This window comes from Rhizobium sp. SL42 (assembly GCF_021729845.1).
Taxonomy (GTDB): Bacteria; Pseudomonadota; Alphaproteobacteria; order Rhizobiales; family Rhizobiaceae; genus Allorhizobium.
In genome coordinates, this window is record NZ_CP063397.1 from 2,540,013 (window position 1) to 2,555,589 (window position 15,577).

15 protein-coding genes are annotated in these 15,577 nt (G+C 60.2%); 10 read left to right on the top strand and 5 right to left on the bottom strand.

The genetic code is table 11. From position 1 onward, the window contains the following. Positions 1–14 precede the first annotated feature (14 nt). Positions 15–620 (bottom strand): GTP cyclohydrolase I FolE, encoded by a 606-nt coding sequence (gene folE / locus IM739_RS12055; protein ID WP_237367978.1) that lies wholly within the window; start codon positions 618–620, stop codon positions 15–17. Positions 621–909: 289 nt separating this feature from the next. On the opposite strand from folE, the gene IM739_RS12060 reads away from it, so the two are divergent. The 5 genes from IM739_RS12060 (at position 910) to IM739_RS12080 (ending at position 5,308) form a co-directional block, all read left to right on the top strand. Continuing rightward, positions 910–1,356, top strand: a complete 447-nt coding sequence (locus tag IM739_RS12060; protein ID WP_237367979.1) for an iron-sulfur cluster assembly scaffold protein — start codon at positions 910–912, stop codon at positions 1,354–1,356. Between the two features lie 2 nt (positions 1,357–1,358). Beyond that, positions 1,359–1,727 carry a membrane protein insertion efficiency factor YidD gene (gene yidD, locus IM739_RS12065; RefSeq protein ID WP_237367980.1) on the top strand — a complete coding sequence of 123 codons (369 nt, stop codon included), beginning with the start codon at positions 1,359–1,361 and terminating at the stop codon, positions 1,725–1,727. Between the two features lie 60 nt (positions 1,728–1,787). Then, complete coding sequence (locus tag IM739_RS12070) at positions 1,788–2,228, top strand: DUF2267 domain-containing protein (RefSeq protein WP_237367981.1); 441 nt, start codon at positions 1,788–1,790, stop codon at positions 2,226–2,228. 116 nt (positions 2,229–2,344) lie between these two features. Next, positions 2,345–4,345 carry a threonine--tRNA ligase gene (gene thrS, locus IM739_RS12075; RefSeq protein WP_237367982.1) on the top strand — a complete coding sequence of 667 codons (2,001 nt, stop codon included), beginning with the start codon at positions 2,345–2,347 and terminating at the stop codon, positions 4,343–4,345. Between the two features lie 123 nt (positions 4,346–4,468). Further along, complete coding sequence (locus IM739_RS12080; protein ID WP_237367983.1) at positions 4,469–5,308, top strand: lysophospholipid acyltransferase family protein; 840 nt, start codon at positions 4,469–4,471, stop codon at positions 5,306–5,308. A 3-nt stretch (positions 5,309–5,311) separates the two neighbouring features. On the opposite strand, the gene IM739_RS12085 is transcribed toward IM739_RS12080, so the two are convergent. Then, positions 5,312–6,262, bottom strand: a complete 951-nt coding sequence (locus tag IM739_RS12085; RefSeq protein ID WP_237367984.1) for a hypothetical protein — start codon at positions 6,260–6,262, stop codon at positions 5,312–5,314. A 109-nt stretch (positions 6,263–6,371) separates the two neighbouring features. Here IM739_RS12085 and IM739_RS12090 point away from each other — a divergent pair, with 109 nt between their 5' ends. The 3 genes from IM739_RS12090 (at position 6,372) to IM739_RS12100 (ending at position 8,925) form a co-directional block, all read left to right on the top strand. Further along, entirely contained in the window at positions 6,372–6,953 is a 582-nt protein-coding gene (locus IM739_RS12090) for a nitroreductase family protein (RefSeq protein WP_237367985.1), read from the top strand. Next, entirely contained in the window at positions 6,953–7,567 is a 615-nt protein-coding gene (locus tag IM739_RS12095; RefSeq protein WP_237367986.1) for a flavin reductase family protein, read from the top strand. The genes IM739_RS12090 and IM739_RS12095 overlap by 1 nt, the downstream gene beginning before the upstream one ends. Before the next feature lie 218 nt (positions 7,568–7,785). Continuing rightward, on the top strand, positions 7,786–8,925 hold the full coding sequence (locus IM739_RS12100; protein WP_237367987.1) for a DUF2336 domain-containing protein: 1,140 nt from the start codon (positions 7,786–7,788) through the stop codon (positions 8,923–8,925). 4 nt (positions 8,926–8,929) lie between these two features. On the opposite strand, the gene IM739_RS12105 is transcribed toward IM739_RS12100, so the two are convergent. Next, positions 8,930–9,337 (bottom strand): hypothetical protein, encoded by a 408-nt coding sequence (locus tag IM739_RS12105; RefSeq protein ID WP_237367988.1) that lies wholly within the window; start codon positions 9,335–9,337, stop codon positions 8,930–8,932. A gap of 110 nt (positions 9,338–9,447) precedes the next feature. On the opposite strand from IM739_RS12105, the gene IM739_RS12110 reads away from it, so the two are divergent. Then, positions 9,448–9,900 carry a GNAT family N-acetyltransferase gene (locus IM739_RS12110; protein ID WP_237371053.1) on the top strand — a complete coding sequence of 151 codons (453 nt, stop codon included), beginning with the start codon at positions 9,448–9,450 and terminating at the stop codon, positions 9,898–9,900. A 202-nt stretch (positions 9,901–10,102) separates the two neighbouring features. Further along, the gene (locus IM739_RS12115; protein WP_237367989.1) at positions 10,103–11,830 is read left to right on the top strand and encodes an ABC transporter ATP-binding protein; all 1,728 of its coding nucleotides are present in this window, start codon (positions 10,103–10,105) and stop codon (positions 11,828–11,830) included. An 88-nt stretch (positions 11,831–11,918) separates the two neighbouring features. Here the strand turns inward: IM739_RS12115 and IM739_RS12120 are convergent, their stop codons facing one another. Both IM739_RS12120 and parE read right to left on the bottom strand, forming a co-directional pair. Further along, entirely contained in the window at positions 11,919–13,124 is a 1,206-nt protein-coding gene (locus IM739_RS12120) for an AI-2E family transporter (protein ID WP_237367990.1), read from the bottom strand. 221 nt (positions 13,125–13,345) lie between these two features. After that, on the bottom strand, positions 13,346–15,424 hold the full coding sequence (gene parE, locus IM739_RS12125) for a DNA topoisomerase IV subunit B (RefSeq protein WP_237371054.1): 2,079 nt from the start codon (positions 15,422–15,424) through the stop codon (positions 13,346–13,348). Positions 15,425–15,577: the final 153 nt, after the last annotated feature.

Consider the following 15,577-nt stretch of genomic DNA (forward strand, 5'->3'; position numbering starts at 1 on the left):
TAACCCTTAGAGGCTCACCGGCTGCGCACCATGGACATGAAGCGTGCCTGATCGGCAGCATTGTCCTTGAAAGCGCCGGTGAAGGTTGTGGTCAGTGTCGTGGAGCCTGATTTCTGGACTCCCCGCATGGCCATGCACATATGCTCGGCCTCGATGAAAACCGCAACCCCGCGTGGCTTCAGCGTATCCTCGATCGCATGGGCGATCTGCGCGGTCATGTTTTCCTGCGTCTGCAGGCGCCGTCCGAAGACGTCGACGACACGGGCAATCTTGGAGAGGCCGAGAACACGGCCCTTGGGCAGATAGGCCACATGAGCCTTGCCGATCACCGGCAGCATATGGTGCTCGCAATGCGAGAAGAACGGAATGTCGCGCACGAGAACCATGTCGTCATAGCCGCCGACCTCTTCGAACGTCCGTCCAAGAACCTCTTCGATATCCGCGCCATAGCCCGAAAACAGCTCGCCATAGGCTTTGGCGACGCGCGCCGGCGTATCCTGCAGGCCTTCGCGCTCCGGATCGTCGCCGGCCCACAGCAGCAGGGTGCGAACGGCCTGTTCGGCTTCCTCGCGCGTCGGACGGGGCGCTTCCGCGGTCAACTTCTTGACGATGGCATCCATGCCTTTGATCTCCCGGTCCTGACTGTCGCGGACCGCCTGTTTCGCTTTTTCAGACTGTAAATGCGCAATGCGGTTCATATTGCAAGTCCGTTCTGCCAATTAACATCTGCGACACATCATCTGCGGCCAGCACTCTTGTAACATTTGGCGCCGGGACACACATGCAATATAGTTTCACCAAAGGCCCTGAAAAGGGAATGGATTGCGACAGGCTGTAGCAAAAGAGCGGACAGTCTGGCGGCATCCATACCGCGCAATATAAAATATCTATGGGCTGCACGGATCGACAATGGACGACATCTACAACACCAAAATCCTCGAATTTGCCGGCAATATCAGCCATGTCGGTATCCTGCCCAATGCGCAGGCAACGGCGGAGAAGCACTCCAAGCTTTGCGGATCACGGGTACGCGTTCATCTGTCGGTCGATAACGACGTGGTCAGCGAATTCTCCCATGAAGTGAAAGCCTGTGCGCTCGGCCAGGCCTCGTCCGGTATCATGGCACTGCATGTCATCGGTGCAACACCGGCAGAAATACGCCAGGCCCGTGCCGATATGCTGGCGATGCTCAAGGAGGGCGGCGAGGGGCCGACCGGACGTTTTGAAGACATGCGTTTCCTCAAGCCCGTGCGCGACTACAAGGCCCGTCATGCTTCGACCATGCTGACCTTTGATGCCGTGGTCGACTGTCTCGATCAGATCGAGCATTCGGCCATGCCGGCCCAGGCCAGCTGATCATGTGCGACGGCCCCGATTGCGGGCATCGGCCGGCAGGTGGGGCGCCCAAAAGCCGAAACTGGCAGGGCCCTTTTCGCAAGACACCGGGCAGACTGCTCGGCATGGGGCTGATCCGCATTTATCAACTGACCTTGTCCAGCATCGTCGGCAGTTCGTGCCGCCACATGCCGACCTGTTCGGAATATGGTTATGAGGCGGTCGCGCGCCATGGCATCTGGTCGGGCGGCTGGCTGACACTGTTTCGCGTCGGTCGCTGCGGGCCTGGAGGGACGTGGGGCCTAGATCCCGTGCCGCAAGTGCTTGGGGACCGTTTTACGTGGTATGCCCCTTGGCGGCTCTGGACCTTTGGCCGCAAGCCGAGCACCTGAGTGTCGTTTGAGCGGGGCAGGGCTCCGGCATAACATGATCGGACCGAATCGGATCGAGAGATGAAACGCATGCCAATGCCGCTTGAATACCGCCAGGCTTCAGCCGATTTCGATAGATTTATGAAAGACCTTGTGACGACGTCGATGCTGACCTCCTCGCATCAGGCCTACACTATGCTTCAGGCGGTGCTGCAGGTCTTTCGCCACCGCTTGACGGTGGCTCAGGCCATCACCTTTGCCAATGTCCTGCCGCCCGTCCTGCGCGCGATCTTCGTCAGTGACTGGGATGTCGAAGCACCACTGAAGCCGTTTTTCGGCCGAGATGAGCTGATGAAGGAAGTCCGCGCCTTCCGCCACGACCACAATCTCTCGACGGATACGGCGATCGAGGAGGTCACGGCCACGATCCGCCGTCATGTCGATCCGGCCACTTTCGAGCGGGTGTTGTGCGCGCTGCCTGAGAAGGCCCGGGACTTCTGGTCGATGGGGTCGACGTCCTAGCAAGATCCTTTACTCACTAGCGCTTTCGTCCTATGCAGCGCCGGTAAATCGCGGGCAAATCACCCGGCAACTTTCACCACCCGCATTCGTTGGCGGGACTGGATAAGGAGACTACCATGTCTGATACCATTTCCCTGAAATTCCCCGATGGTTCCGTCCGTGAGTATGCCGCAGGCACAACCGGTCGCGAAGTAGCCGAAGCCATTTCCAAGTCGCTTGCAAAGAAGGCTGTCGCGATTGCGCTGGACGGCACCTTGCGCGACCTGTCCGATCCGGTCGTCGACGGCCTGATCGAAATCGTCACCCGCACCGATCCACGCGCGCTGGAACTGATCCGCCACGATGCGGCCCATGTCATGGCCGAGGCCGTGCAGGAACTCTGGCCCGGCACCCAGGTTACCATCGGCCCGGTGATCGAGAACGGCTTCTATTACGACTTTGCCAAGAACGAGCCCTTCACGCCCGAAGATCTGCCGAAGATCGAAAAGCGGATGAAGGAGATCATCCAGCGCAACAAGCCGTTCACCAAGGAAATCTGGCCGCGCAACAAGGCGCGCGAAGTCTTCGCGGCCAAAGGCGAGGCCTACAAGGTCGAACTGGTTGACGCGATCCCGGAAGATCAAGACCTGAAGATCTATTATCAGGGCGACTGGTTCGATCTCTGCCGCGGTCCGCACATGGCCTCGACCGGCCAGATCGGCATGGCCTTCAAGCTGATGAAGGTGGCTGGTGCCTATTGGCGTGGTGACAGCAACAACGCCATGCTGAGCCGTATATACGGCACCGCCTTCGCCGAGCAGGAAGACCTTGATCGTTACCTCCATATCCTGGCGGAAGCCGAAAAGCGCGATCACCGCAAACTCGGCCGTGAAATGGATCTCTTCCATTTCCAAGAAGAAGGCCCGGGCGTTGTCTTCTGGCACGGCAAGGGCTGGCGCATGTTCCAGACCCTGACCTCTTACATGCGCCGTCGTCTCGAGGGCACCTATCAGGAAGTCAACGCGCCGCAGGTGCTCGACAAGTCGCTCTGGGAAACCTCCGGTCACTGGGGCTGGTATCAGGAGAACATGTTCGCGGTGAAATCCGCCCATGCCTTCACCCATCCCGACGATGAAGAGGCCGACCAGAAGATCTTCGCGCTGAAGCCGATGAACTGCCCGGGTCACGTGCAGATCTTCAAGCACGGCCTGAAATCCTACCGTGAACTTCCGGTGCGCCTTGCCGAGTTCGGCAATGTCCATCGCTACGAGGCCTCCGGCGCCCTGCATGGCCTGATGCGCGTGCGCGGCTTCACCCAGGACGATGCGCACGTCTTCTGCACGGAAGAGCAGATGGCGGCAGAATGCCTGCGCATCAACGACCTGATCCTGTCGGTCTACGAGGACTTCGGCTTCAGCGAAATCGTGGTGAAGCTCTCGACCCGTCCTGAAAAGCGCGTCGGCTCGGACGATCTCTGGGATCGCGCCGAAAGCGTCATGCTGGATGTTTTGAAGACCATCGAGGAGCAGTCGGGTGGGCGCATCAAGACCGGCATCATGCCGGGCGAGGGCGCCTTCTACGGCCCGAAGTTCGAATATACCCTGCGTGATGCCATCGGCCGCGAATGGCAGTGCGGCACGACCCAGGTCGACTTCAACCTGCCGGAACGCTTCGGCGCCTTCTATATCGACGACAAGTCGGAAAAGAAGCAGCCGGTGATGATCCACCGCGCCATCTGCGGCTCGATGGAGCGATTCCTCGGCATCCTGATCGAGAACTTTGCCGGCCATATGCCGCTCTGGTTCGCACCGCTGCAGGTCGTGGTTGCAACCATCACCTCGGATGCCGACGACTATGGTCGCGAGGTTGCCGAACAGCTGCGCGATGCCGGTCTGCAGGTCGAGACCGACTTCCGCAACGAGAAGATCAACTACAAGGTCCGCGAGCATTCCGTGACCAAGGTTCCGGTCATTATCGTCTGCGGCAAGCGGGAGGCAGAGGAGAAGACGGTCAACATCCGTCGTCTCGGCTCGCAGGAGCAGGTGTCGATGAGCCTGGCTGAAGCTGTTGCCGTGCTCGCCGGCGAGGCAACCCCGCCGGACATCAAGCGCAAGCTTGCGGCCCGGGCTGCGCGCTGACGCTAGGTCGCTGGTAAAACAACCACTGACAGGGCCGGGGAGATACCGGTCCTGTCAGAAATATGTCATCGAATTGCGATAAGCCAGATGACAAGACAGTCCGATGGTCGATTGAGGTGGCCAGTGCAGTTCAAAGAACTCTCCTATGCCAACGAACGCGATCCGCGCCTGAAGCGATGGTTCATCCGTTCCATCGAAGGCCTTTCCGGACGCGATCGATACACCCGCCTTTATGATATCTGGCGCCACGACATTGTCGGCAAGACCGACCGTGTCTTTGGCAAGATGCTCGATCTGATCGATGTCGAGATGAAGGTTCAGGGCGAATGGCCTCCGGCCAGCATACCGGATGGCCCGATCGTGATCGTTGCCAACCACCCGTTCGGCATCGGTGACGGCATTGCTGTTCTGGCGCTTGCCGAGCAGCTCGGCCGTCCGTTTCGCGTGCTGATCAACAACGAGCTCCTCAAGGTCCCGGAACTGGCGCCGTACTCGTTGCCGGTCTCTTTCGAGGAGACCAAGGAAGCCCTGGCGATCAACATGCAGACCCGTCACGAAGCCGTGCGGCTGTTGAAGGACGGTGTCACCGTGGTGATTTTCCCCGCTGGCGGCGTCGCGACCGCAAAAAAGGGTTTTGGCCGAGCGGAAGATCTGCCTTGGAAGATCTTTCCGGCCAAGCTCATCCAGGCAGCCAAGGCCAATGTCGTTCCTGTGTTTTTCGAAGGCCAGAACGGCCGACTTTTTCACCTGGCCAGCAAGCTCTCGTTGACCCTGCGTGTCTCGTTGCTCATTCGGGAGTTTCGCCGCCTGTCCGGCTCGACCATTCGTGCGCGTGTCGGCCAGATGATCACGTGGGACGAATTGAGCGCGCTGCCGGATCGCAAGGATCTTCTGTCGAAGCTCTTTGGGGCCGTGTTCAGCATGGCGCCGCCGCCGCGCCGGGCGTTCCGCAAGGCTGGCTGAGGCCTATTTGGTCAGTTGCAGTTCGACGTCGGTATTGCGCCCCGCCACGACCTTGAAGTCACGTTGGTAGATCTTGTCCTTGTTCCGGGCGATGGCGGTATAGTCGCCTTCCGACAGGACCATGAGCGGAAATGCGCTGACGCTTTCCGCAACCACGTCGCCGCCCGATGTCAGGACGGACCATGCGGTGTCGGCAATCGCTTCGCCGCCTTCGTCCGAGACGAGCTTGAAACCGATCTGGGAGGCGCGGTGCTGGATCGTCGCTTCTGTCAATTTTCCGGCTTCGACCTTGATATCGGCGCGCACAGCAGCATTGATCGTGCCGTATTCCGAAACCACGTGGTAGGTCCCGGCGTTGAGCCTGATGATCGTGTTCGGCTTTACGTCCGCCAGAACCAGACCGCGCTCGCCATCTGCCTTCACTTCGGTAGAGTAGATGTCAAAGCTGAGATCCTTGTCCGGGATCTGCGTATCCGGCCCGGAAATTGCGCTGAGCAGGAGACCGCCTGCATCCAGAACCATCACCTGGTCTTCGACATTTCCCTGATTCGGTATCGAGAGTTTTTTGGTCGCACCTGCGCGCCCGAAGGAGACATTGACGAAATAATCCCCAGGCGCGAGCTGGAAATCCGCGGAGCCGCCTTCGGCGCTTGCCAGAAGCGGCAACTTACCGTCGGGGCCGGGGATCGGGCTGAAGACGCGCCAGGACAGACCGTGCTGCATCGGATCGGCATCATTGGTGAGCTTGGCTTCAAGCTTGACATTGCGGCTCTGGATCGCCGGAGCGAGCGCGTTGGCATCGGGCGCCGTGAACGCCTTGAGCTTCGGCATCTTGGTCGAGCCGTTCAGCTGTTTGAAAGTCTCGAAAGCCTCCTGACCATAACTCGAACCCGCGACCACAAGGGTCACGCAAAACCCGAGAGCGAGCCGGGTCACAATTCGATGGCCTGTCATGCGATGCACTGTTGGTTGACTTCCTGTCCAATGCCAGCAAGTTCAATCCGAACGTGGTGGCAATTTCAAGACAAGTCTGCCACCCGAAGGCTTTCTAAGGTGTTTCAAGATGAAAAATGATATCAAATTAGTGGATTATTTGAGCGTCCGGCGCTCTGTCCCTGCATTTCAGATGTGCGAACCCGGCCCGAGTCGCGAGGAAATCGAAGCGATTCTGACTTTGGCCGTGCGCGTGCCTGACCATGGCAAGATCGCGCCCTGGCGCTTCGTGGTCTATCGCGGCGCGGAGCGGGCTCGCATTGGCGAGGAGCTTCTGGCCATGGCCCTGGCGAAAAATCCCGAGCTGTCGGCTGAAATGATCGAAGTCGAGCGCAACCGGTTTACCCGCGCACCGGTCGTCATCTCGGTGATCTCGACCGCGGCGCCGCATTTCAAGATCCCGGAATGGGAACAGATCATGTCGGCCGGCGCAGTCTGCCTCAACCTGTTAATGGCTGCCAATGCCCATGGATATGTCGCCAATTGGCTGAGTGAATGGTTCGCCTTCGATCAGCAGGCCTATCCGCTTTTGGGCGTAAAGCAGGGCGAAAAGGTCGCCGGCTTCATTCACATCGGCTCCACGACATTTCCGATCATCGAACGTCCGCGTCCAGCACTTGCCGATGTTGTGACCTGGCAGGGCGGCGACTGATGTTCTACGACACGCAAAGCAACGCCCACGGCATGGCCCACGATCCGTTCAAGGCTATCGTGGCGCCGCGCCCGATCGGCTGGATCGGCTCCAAGGGGAGGGACGGCAGCAGGAACCTGTCGCCCTACTCGTTCTTCAATGCCGTCAGCGACCGGCCGAAGATCGTCATGTTCTCGTCGAGCGGTCGCAAGGATTCGCTGCGAAATGTCGAGGAGACCGGCGTATTCACGGCAAACTTCGTCTCTCGCCCTTTGATCAATGCGATGAATGCCTCTTCGGTGGCGGTATCCTACGGCGTTGACGAATTCGCAATTGCCGGTTTGACGCCGGTCGATGGTCGTCTCGTCAACGCGCCTTACGTTGCCGAAGCTGTCGCCGTGCTCGAATGCCGGGTGACGACAATCACGACTTTGAAGGACATGGGCGGCGCCGACACCGACAGTCATGCTGTGTTTGGTCAGGTCGTCGGCATTCACATCGATGAAAGCGTGATCCGTGAGGGCCGTTTCGACCTGGCGCTCGCACAGCCGATCATGCGTCTTGGCTATATGGACTATGCCGGGATTGGTCCCATCTTTGAACTTGGTCGGCCGAAACCTCCCACGACGGAGTGATCGGCAGCCTGAAGCCGAATCGAAAAATGCTCGCTGGCGGCCGTGCCTTTGCATGTGCCGTCGGTCGGAAATGGGTCCGAGCCTGCCGTCGGAACGCAATTTTCGACAGATGCCGCCGGTTAATGAACGTGGTGAACAATTCATAAAGACTTTGTCGTTAGCGTCGAAATCCAGGTCTTCGGGCCGCGTGGCATTTCTCGTAGCGAGTGGGTTTGACAGTGATCGTGGCAACTTTTCTGCGTTGGGTTGAAACGGCAAGGACTCAGGATCGAGCCCGCGCAGCCAATACGCTGGCGAGAGCTTACCTGCGTGCAGCAATCACGCCCGGCGAGCGGCAGGCAGCCCAGGCGGCCATGACTTACCTTCTTGACGACCCGTCTCCGCAGGTTCGCCTGGCGCTGGCAGAGGTTCTGGCTTGCGAGCCCAATGCACCCCGCGCGATCATGATGTCCTTGGCCGAGGATCAGCCGGAAATCGCCTCTGCCGTTATTCTCCTTTCGCCGGTTCTGGCCGATGCCGATCTTGTCGATATCGCCGGGCGCGGCACGGTGGAGACCCGCGCACTGGTGGCCGCGCGCCGGACCGTCAGTGTCGGCGTGGCGGCAGCGCTTGCTGAGATCGGCGATGCGGCCGAGCTTGAAGTTCTGCTGGAGAATCCCGGCGCCTGCTTTACCCGTTTCACGTTGCGCCGCATTGCCGAGCGTCACGGCCGCAACGAACATATCCGTGCGCTTCTTCTGGAGCGTGAAGACCTTCCTGCCGGTGTGCGACAGCTGCTGGTCCAGTTTGTCGCTGAAGCCCTGGCGGGCTCCGATCTTGTCCGTGGCGCAGTTGGAATGCGCCGCATCGAGCGCGTGGCGCGTGAAGCCAGCGATACGGCGACCATGGCGATCGTCGGCACGGTACTCGGTGATGAACTTGGGCCGCTTGTCGAGCAGTTGCGCGAGGCAGGTCGCCTGACGCCGGCCTTTCTCATGCACGCGCTCTGCGCCGGTCGTACCGACTTCTTCGCATCGGCGATTGTCTCGATTTCAGGTCTGGAAGAGCGCCGGGTTCGATCCATTCTGGCGACCGGCCGTTTTCATGCGGTTCGTGCCCTTCTGGAAGCAGCAGGGCTCGGCCGCGACCTGAGCACGCTGTTCGTCGATGCCATCATGCAATGGCGCGACCTCATCCAATCGACGCATGGGCTGGACCTCGACCACATCGCCGACCGCCTGATCCGCCGCTATCGCAATGAAACAAATCTCAGCGATGCGGCAAGAGCCCTTCTCGATGTCGTCGAGCGGCTGGCAATTGCCGAAGAACGCCGCCTTGCCCGTGATTATGCGTCCGGAATAGCGCTTGCGGCTGCCTGAGCCGCTAGCGGACAATCTTCTTCGCGACCCATGAATAGCTGTCGGAAACGACATGAATGGGTGTCTCGAAAATCATCTTTATTTGTGCCGTGCCGGGCAGCACTTCGCGGATCGTCTCCATTGCGCGCGCAGCAAGCGTCTTCTTTTCGGCCTCTGGCGGCTCGGCTTCCGGTGTCCCTGTTTCGACAGCGGGTGCCGGCACGGCAGCAGCTATGCCGTCCGGATGCGGTTCCTGGCACACGGCAACCGCTGTCGGGTAGCTGATATTGGAATAGCGTTCCAGCACGGTTTCGGCCGCCGCATCGCAGAGCGCGATCGAAACGAACCGTTCCGGCGCTGTTTCCACATATTCGCACTCGTTGACACTGTCGTCGCAGCCCAGGATCGTCATCAGGATCAAAGCTGTCTTCATTGCGGCATGGCTCCTTGCGCGGCGGCGTGTATTCGAATGTCGGCTTGACGAAACAAGACGATTGCAGCCAAAGCAAGACAGAAAATCGGAACTCGCCTAAGGAGCATCGTATGCCTGTGACAATCGCATGTGAGCCTGTTCGCCAGCCGGGCATTGTCCGGTTGCTGGAACTGTCCGATGCTTACATGGCAATGCTTTATCCTGCAGACAGCAACCATGCGCCCGACCTCGATAGTCTCGACAAACCGGAAATATCATTCTTCGTCGCGCGCAGGGACAGTGAAATTGCAGGATGCTGCGCCCTGGTTCGCAAGCGCGATGGCACAGGTGAGATCAAACGGCTGTTTGTTGCGCCGCAGGCGCGTGGTCTATCGCTCGGCAAGTGCTTGATGCAGGCGGTCGAGCAAGCGGCACGATATGCGAACCTTTCGGCGATTCGGCTGGAAACCGGCATTCATCAACCCGAAGCGATCGCGCTTCGCAGCCTTGGCTATGTGGATATTGCACCCTTTGACGGTTACCGGGAGGATCCGCTCAGCCTGTTCATGGAAAAGCGGCTCTGAATTCGACCGACCCGTCGGTAGGGTGCGGTAGGGGACCTTTACTGCTATTCTGGTGCAAATCTGGCGCCTTCAAGTCCGTTCCTCGGTAAAATCCCGGTGTTTGCATGCAAGCGGACTTGGCCATGTCATGAAAATATGAGATCAGCGCGCAGGTTTTGGCCGCGTGCGGTCCCTTATGTCTTTATCCTTGCAGTGGACGACCATGCTCCAGAAATTCTTCGCCTTTTACCGCCCGTATCGGGGCCTGTTCCTGATTGACTTCGGCTGCGCGATCATCTCCGGCCTGCTGGAGCTTGGTTTCCCGATGGCGGTGAAGCTGTTCGTCGATATCCTGCTGCCCAGTGCGCAATGGGGTGTCATTCTGGCGGCGTCGATCGGCCTGCTTGTGATCTACCTCATCAATACCGGCCTGATGGCGGTCGTCACCTATTGGGGCCATATGCTTGGCATCAATATCGAGACCGATATGCGCCGGCTCGCCTTCAGCCATATTCAGAAGCTGTCGTTCCGCTATTTCGACAACCAGAAGACCGGTCATCTGGTGGGACGCCTGACCAAGGACCTGGAAGAGATCGGTGAGGTCGCCCATCACGGGCCGGAAGATCTGTTCATCGCAGTCATGACATTCCTGGGCGCCTTTGCGCTGATGCTGTCGATCAATGTGCAACTGGCTTTGCTGACCGCTGTTGTCGTCCCGCTGACCGCCTTTGTCACCAGCCGATTCGGCCGCCGCATGACCGATAACTTCCGTTCGTTGTTCGGCCGTGTCGGTGATTTCAACGCCCGCATCGAGGAGAATGTCGGCGGCATCCGTGTTGTCCAGGCCTTTGCCAACGAGGCCCATGAGCGCGCCCTGTTCGAGCGCGACAACCAGAACTACCGCACCACCAAGCTCGAAGCCTATCGCATCATGGCGGCCAGCACCTCGATGTCCTACATGAGCATGCGGCTGATCCAGATGATCGTGATGATCGTCGGCGCCTATCTGGTCCTACGCGGCGAACTGACCAATGGCGGTTTTGTCAGTTTCCTGCTTTTGGTCGGCGTCTTCTTCCGTCCGGTCGAGAAGATCAATTCGGTGATTGAAACCTATCCCAAGGGCATTGCCGGCTTTCGCAGGTTCACGGAACTGATGGAAACCGAGCCGGATATCGAGGATGCCCCGGACGCGATCGAGGCACCGGCACTGAAGGGGGATATCGTCTTCGACAAGGTGTCCTTCGGTTATTCTGCCGACAAGTCCGTGCTGCATGACATTGATCTCACGATCCGTGCCGGCGAGACTGTCGCCTTCGTCGGGCCGTCGGGAGCCGGAAAGACCACACTGTGTTCGCTTCTGCCGCGTTTCTACGAGGTATCCGGCGGTGCGATCACTGTGGACGGTATCGACATCCGCAGGCTCTCCCTGGCCTCCCTGCGTGGCCAGATCGGTATCGTCCAGCAGGACGTCTTCCTGTTCGGCGGTACCGTGCGTGAGAACATTGCCTATGGCCGGCTGGACGCTTCCGATTTCGACATTCTGGAAGCGGCCCGTCGGGCAAGACTGGATGGCGTGATCGCCGCGATGCCGGATGGTCTTGATACGGTGATCGGGGAACGCGGCGTCAAGCTGTCAGGCGGCCAGAAGCAGCGCCTTGCCATCGCACGCATGTTCCTCAAGAACCCGCCGATCCTGATCCTTGACGAGGCGACTTCAGCACTCGACACGGAAACCGAACGGGCGATCCAGCAATCGCTGTCGGAACTGGCCGAAGGCCGCACGACACTGGTGATCGCCCACCGGCTGGCCACGATCCGCGACGCTGCGCGCATCGTCGTCGTCGATCAGAACGGAATTGCCGAAACCGGGACGCACGACGAGCTTCTTGGTCGCCGTGGGGCTTATGCGCGCCTCTACCAGGCACAGTTCGGCGCAGAGGCTGCTGAATAGGCAAACATGCACAAGGCCCGGACGAGCATTGCGGGACATGAAGGCAAAGGCAGGCCGATTTGGTATTTGCCCGCTCGGCGGAGCCGGATCAGACGGATGTGGTCTGTTTCGCCACGATCACGTCCGGCGCCTTTTGTATAGGCTGCGTCTCAAGCGTCATCGGATCCGGCACGTCCGATAGCTCCACTTCCCGCATCCATTCCCGCCAGATAGAGACGATCAGCGCCATCAGCACCGGGCCGATGAACAGGCCGAGAAAGCCCATCGTCTTCACGCCGCCGATCAGACCGAAAAATGTCGGCAGGAAGGGCAGTTTGATCGGGCCGCCGACCAGTTTCGGCCGCACCGTCTTGTCGACGATGAAGAGTTCGACCGTTCCCCAGATGAACAGGGCGATACCGGCGAAAACCGATCCGCTTGCCACCAGATAGACGCTGACCAGGGTGAAGGACAGCGGTGCCCCGCCGGGAATCAGAGCCATCACACCGGTGAGCACGCCAAGTGTCACGGGCGAGGGCACGCCTGCCAGCCAGTAGGCGATGCCGAGCACGATGCCTTCGCCGATCGCGATCAGCGTCATGCCGGTGACTGTCGAGCTGATCGTCGCCGGGACAACGCGCGAGATGCGCTCCCAACGTGCCGGTAGAATGCGCTCGCCGAGCAGGTCCAGCTGGCGCGTGAAGGACGCTCCATCGCGGAACACGAAGAACAGCGCGATCAGCATGAACAGCATGGTGAGCAGCAGGTGGAACGCGCCGTCGCCGAGCGCAATCAGTGCCCGGTAGATATTGCCGATATTGGCGCCGCTGACGATCTGGACCAGTTCGCCGATCGCGCCGGGCGAACCGATGCGATGGATCCACTGGTCGGCGAGCCATTCGCCGACACCCGGCAATGCGAGGATCCATTCCGGCGGCGGAGCACCATGCTTGTTGACCTCGAGGGCCCAGCCGATCCAGTCCCGCAACTCGCCCACAGCATAGGTGGCGGCAATGCCGATCGGAACGATCAGGAAAGCGAGGATGAGAATGATCGCGATGGTCGCGCCGATCGTTGTGTTGCCGCCGACGCGATTGAGGATCTTGCGATAGACCGGCCAACTGGCAAAGGCGATGACCAGCGAGGCGAGTACCGGCACGATGAAACCGTGGAAGAAATAGATGGCCGCGATCGCAATCAGCACAAGAAGCCAGCGCGCGGCCGAAATCGGCGTAACGAGTGCCGTTCTGCTTGGGGCCACGGGTCCAAGCCAGCGTGGCGCATCCTGCAGCTTGCGATCCTCTTTCTTACGCACGTTCACACTTTCCGGTTGTTTCAGTCTCACACTATGGGCGATTGGGGCAACGCCATGCAAGCCCGACCATGGTTGCTCTCACATAGTGTGCATCGTACACCAGCGCAAATCCACCATAGTGTTCGATAATGTCGCAGCTGTGTCACCGCATGCGAAAACCGGCCAGACGCGGGACTATGCCCGCTCGGCTGGCCTGGGGCGCTCGCAAGGAGGCTTGATCGTCAGATATCCAGATTCTCCGCAAACGCGGCACGATCCTGGATGAACCTGAAACGGGCTTCCGGCTTGGTTCCCATCAGGGCATCGACCGCATCACGTGTGCCTTCGAAATCCACATCGTCGATCTCGACCTTGAGCAGGGTGCGCTTGGCCGGATCCATGGTGGTTTCTTTCAACTGCGCCGGCATCATTTCGCCGAGGCCTTTGAAGCGGCCGATTTCCACCTTCTTGCCCTTGAAGGTGGTCTCCATCAGTTCGGCGCGATGTGCGTCGTCGCGCGCATAGACGGTCTTGGCACCCTGGCGGATGACATAGAGCGGCGGAACGGCCAGATACAGGTGGTTGCCACGGATGAGTTCCGGCATTTCCTGATAGAAGAATGTGATCAGCAGGGATGCGATATGCGCGCCGTCGACGTCCGCATCGGTCATCACGACAATGCGCTCGTAGCGCAGGTCTTCCTCGCGATACTTCGTCCGCGTCCCGCAACCCAGCGCCTGGATCAGGTCGGCGATCTGCTGGTTGGCCATCAGCTTTTCACGGCTGGCGGAGCCGACGTTGAGGATTTTGCCGCGCAGCGGCAGGATCGCCTGGTTGGCACGGTTGCGCGCCTGCTTGGCCGAGCCGCCGGCCGAATCCCCTTCGACGATGAACAGTTCCGCGCCTTCGGCCGTGTTCTGTGCGCAGTCCGCCAGCTTGCCCGGCAGGCGCAGCTTGCGCACGGCAGTCTTGCGGTTGACTTCCTTTTCCTTGCGGCGGCGCAGACGTTCCTCGCAGCGCTCGATCACCCAGTCCAGCAGCTTTGCCGCCTCGTTGGGATTGTCCGCAAGATAGTGGTCGAACGGATCGCGCAGCGCGTTTTCGACAAGCCGCTGAGCTTCGACCGTTGCCAGCTTGTCTTTTGTTTGGCCGACGAATTCTGGCTCGCGAATGAAAACCGAGAGCATGCCGACGGCCGAGATCATCACGTCGTCGGTGGTGATTTCACGGGCCCGCTTGTTCTGCGTGAGCTCCGCGTAGTTCTTCAGGCCCTTGGTCAGCGCGATGCGCAGGCCGGCCTCGTGCGTGCCGCCCTCGGGCGTCGGGATCGTGTTGCAATAGGAATGCAGGGCAGGGTCGCCACCATACCAGGTGACTGCCCATTCCATCGCGCCATGGCCGCCCGTCTTCTCCGTCTTGCCGGAAAAGATTTCACGCGTGACGGTGAATTCCTTGCCGAGCGTCGCCGCCAGATAGTCCTTCAGGCCGCCCGGGAAGTGGAAGACCGCCTTTTCCGGAATGTCGCCGCCTTCCGCCACCATGCCGGGATCGCAGGACCAGCGGATCTCGACGCCGCCGAACAGATAGGCCTTGGAGCGGGCCATGCGGAAGATCCGGCCCGGATCGAATTTCGCATGGTCGCCGAAGATCTGCGGATCGGGATGGAAACGCACGCGCGTTCCGCGACGATTGTGGACTTCACCCAGTTCTTCCAGACCGCCGATCGGCACGCCGCGGGAAAAGCGCTGGCGGTAGAGCTTGCGATTGCGGGCAACTTCGACTTCGAGCAGGTCCGAGAGCGCGTTGACAACCGAAACGCCGACGCCGTGCAGACCACCCGAGGTCTCATAGGCCTTGCCGTCGAATTTGCCGCCGGCATGCAGCTTGGTCATGATCACTTCGAGCGTCGACTTGCCGGGAACCTGCGGATGCAGCTCGACCGGGATGCCGCGTCCGTTGTCGGTCACGGTAAGAAAGCCTTCGGCGTCGAGATGTACGTCGATGAAGTTGGCATGTCCCGCAACGGCTTCGTCCATCGAGTTGTCGATGACTTCGGCAAACAGGTGGTGCAGCGCCTTTTCGTCGGTGCCGCCGATATACATGCCCGGGCGCATGCGCACCGGCTCCAGCCCTTCGAGCACGCGAATGGAGGACGCGCCGTATTCGTCGCCACCACTGGTCGACGGTGGTGCGGATGGTGTGGCGGCCGGGGCCCGCACCGTTGTCTTGCGCGGTTGGGCCGCAGCAGTGGTGGCAGGGGCCGGATCGGCCTCAACCTTCTGCGCCGCGGGCAGGGCGGAAAAGAGATCGTTGTCGTCCATGGCGTCGTTCGATACTTTGTCTTTGCTGTGCCGGATCAGCCTGCTCGCTTCGAACTGCCGCATCTGCTTGCCCGGTCGCTCTTGCGAATCACCGGGAATGTGCCAGAAAAGCAGCGCATGCGCGAAGGGCTTGGCGGCCGGTACATGGTGAAA

Coding starts and splice junctions, on each gene's coding strand:
- folE (WP_237367978.1), bottom strand. CDS start 620: ATGGATGCCATCGTCAAGAAGTTGACCGCGGAAGCGCCCCGTCCGACG.
- IM739_RS12060 (WP_237367979.1), top strand. CDS start 910: ATGGACGACATCTACAACACCAAAATCCTCGAATTTGCCGGCAATATC.
- yidD (WP_237367980.1), top strand. CDS start 1,359: ATGTGCGACGGCCCCGATTGCGGGCATCGGCCGGCAGGTGGGGCGCCC.
- IM739_RS12070 (WP_237367981.1), top strand. CDS start 1,788: ATGAAACGCATGCCAATGCCGCTTGAATACCGCCAGGCTTCAGCCGAT.
- thrS (WP_237367982.1), top strand. CDS start 2,345: ATGTCTGATACCATTTCCCTGAAATTCCCCGATGGTTCCGTCCGTGAG.
- IM739_RS12085 (WP_237367984.1), bottom strand. CDS start 6,262: ATGACAGGCCATCGAATTGTGACCCGGCTCGCTCTCGGGTTTTGCGTG.
- IM739_RS12090 (WP_237367985.1), top strand. CDS start 6,372: ATGAAAAATGATATCAAATTAGTGGATTATTTGAGCGTCCGGCGCTCT.
- IM739_RS12095 (WP_237367986.1), top strand. CDS start 6,953: ATGTTCTACGACACGCAAAGCAACGCCCACGGCATGGCCCACGATCCG.
- IM739_RS12105 (WP_237367988.1), bottom strand. CDS start 9,337: ATGAAGACAGCTTTGATCCTGATGACGATCCTGGGCTGCGACGACAGT.
- IM739_RS12110 (WP_237371053.1), top strand. CDS start 9,448: ATGCCTGTGACAATCGCATGTGAGCCTGTTCGCCAGCCGGGCATTGTC.
- IM739_RS12115 (WP_237367989.1), top strand. CDS start 10,103: ATGCTCCAGAAATTCTTCGCCTTTTACCGCCCGTATCGGGGCCTGTTC.
- parE (WP_237371054.1), bottom strand. CDS start 15,424: ATGGACGACAACGATCTCTTTTCCGCCCTGCCCGCGGCGCAGAAGGTT.